The 2,026-nt window shown below is 71.3% G+C and carries 2 protein-coding genes and 2 pseudogenes; all 4 read right to left on the reverse strand.

Annotated elements, in window-relative coordinates; all coding sequences use genetic code 11:
• Positions 1-175: pseudogene (locus tag HUK82_RS17535) on the reverse strand (precorrin-3B C(17)-methyltransferase); the annotation flags it as partial.
• On the reverse strand, positions 172-897 hold the full coding sequence (locus HUK82_RS16150) for a precorrin-2 C(20)-methyltransferase (RefSeq protein WP_176614899.1): 726 nt from the start codon (positions 895-897) through the stop codon (positions 172-174). The pseudogene HUK82_RS17535 and the gene HUK82_RS16150, both read right to left, overlap by 4 nt.
• A 10-nt stretch (positions 898-907) precedes the next feature.
• Entirely contained in the window at positions 908-1,549 is a 642-nt protein-coding gene (locus tag HUK82_RS16155) for a precorrin-8X methylmutase (protein WP_176614900.1), read from the reverse strand.
• Positions 1,546-2,026 (reverse strand): annotated as a pseudogene (locus HUK82_RS16160) (precorrin-3B synthase); the annotation flags it as partial. The pseudogene HUK82_RS16160 and the gene HUK82_RS16155, both read right to left, overlap by 4 nt.

Below are 2,026 nucleotides of genomic sequence, written 5' to 3' on the forward strand. Positions count from 1 at the left end.
CCAGTTCCACCCGATTGTCCGACGCGTGCCGGACCACGTCCGGCCCGGCCGCCACCCGCGCCACATATGGCGCGTAGCCGACCAGATCCGTCGCCTGCGCCAGCGCGGCTTCCGCTTCGGCCGTGCGTTGCAACACCGTGCCCGGCCCGAGGCCAATGACGCGCAGCCAACTCATCGCAGCCCGCGCCGTCCCGGCACCAGAACGAGGGAAAAATACGGTGCCGTATCGCCCGCCTGCGCGAGAGGCAGGACGCGCGCCTCGGGCTGCGTGCCGCGCTCGACATAGACCGCTGCGTCCAGACGCCCGGACCGGACCAGCGCGTCGCGGACGGACGGCAGATTGCGGCCGATCTTCATGATGACCGCCGCGTCCGCCCGCGCCAGCCAGTCGGCCAGCTGATCGCCGGGCATCGTCGCGGGCAGCACGCACAGGACATCGTCGCCATGCGCCATCGGCACCCCGGCCTGCGACCAGCACCCCGCCATGGACGGGATACCCGGCACGACCTCCACCGCAATCGCCTCCGCAAGGCGATCGAACAGATACATGGCCGAGCCGAACAGGAACGGATCGCCTTCGCACAGCAGCACCACGCGCGCTCCGGCCGAGGTCGCGTCCGCAAGCGTCTGCGCGCACGCGTCGTAGAACGCCGCCATGTCGGGGGCGTAGGACACGTCCCCCACCGATCGCTCGGTCGTGAACGGATAGGCGAAACGCAGCTCCCGCGCTCCGGGCCCGATATGCCCGGCCGCGATCGAGCGTGCGTGGCCGACGCGGTCGTGACGGCAGAAATACGCCACCACCTCAGCCTGCGCGATCAGGCGCGCGGCCTTGAGCGTCAGCAACTCCGGATCACCGGGCCCGACACCTACGATGTGAAGACTGGGCCGTGTCATAGGGAGCGGCTCATTCCCGCTCGCTCGCCAGCGCATTCAGGGTGGCCGCCGCCATGGCGCTGCCCCCCTGCCGTCCCCGCACGATCACGTGCGACAGGTCCGACCGCGCCGCCAATGCGTCCTTGGACTCGACCGCGCCGACGAAGCCCACCGGCATGCCGATGATCGCCGCCGGGCGCGGACCGCCGGCGTCGATGTGTTCGAGCAGATGAAACAGGGCCGTCGGCGCGTTGCCGATCGCCACCACCGCGCCCGCGAGCCGGTCGCCCCACAGCTCCAGCGCCGCGGCCGACCGTGTCGTGCCCAGCGTGGCCGCCAGGGTGGGGGTGCGCGGGTCGCGCAAGGTGCAGATCACCTCGTTCCGCGCGGGAAGACGCGCATGCGTGACACCGTGAGCCACCATTTCCGAATCGCACAGGACCGGCGCACCGGCGCGCAGGGCCCCGCGCGCGCGGTTTACGAGGTCGCGGCTCATTTCAATCAGGGCCGCAACGTCCACCCGTCCGCAGGCATGGATGATCCGCACGGCAATCTGTGCCTGCTCGGGCGTGAAACGCGAAAGATCGGCCTCGGCCCGGATGGTCGCGAACGATCGCGCGTAAATCGCGGCACCGTCGCGCTCGTAATCATAGGTCGGCACCCGGCCCGTCATGGACACTCATCTCCCTGTGCATGGGCGTGCATCAGCGCGCGCACCTGCTCCGCCGTCCGGCCGTCCCAACCGGGCACCGACCGTCCGCGTGCGTCGATACCATCATATCGCCCGTCGTGCGCCACCCATGTGACGTCGGCCTGCCCCGGGTGCGCACAGCGCTTCGCGCACCCGCTGACATGCAATAGGCCGCCACGCCACGGCGGCGCCAGAGCGCGGGCCAGCCCCTCCACATCCCCCCCGGCCCGGGCACAGCCGGCGGGGCCGACACAGGCCTGAACCCGCATCAGGGGATCATCAGGGTCCGTCACGAAGGCGCCGCGCCCGGCGCTCCCCGTGACGATCAGTGTCCGCCAGGGTGTCACCCGGAGGTCGCGCACGCAGGCCAGCGTGCGGAGGTCGTCTGCCTTCAACCGCCCGAACGCGACCCCCAGCCCGGTCTGGCCACCCGGCAGCGGCCCGACGGGCGACGGGCAC

Source organism: Ameyamaea chiangmaiensis (assembly GCF_013376175.1).
GTDB lineage: Bacteria > Pseudomonadota > Alphaproteobacteria > Acetobacterales > Acetobacteraceae > Ameyamaea > Ameyamaea chiangmaiensis.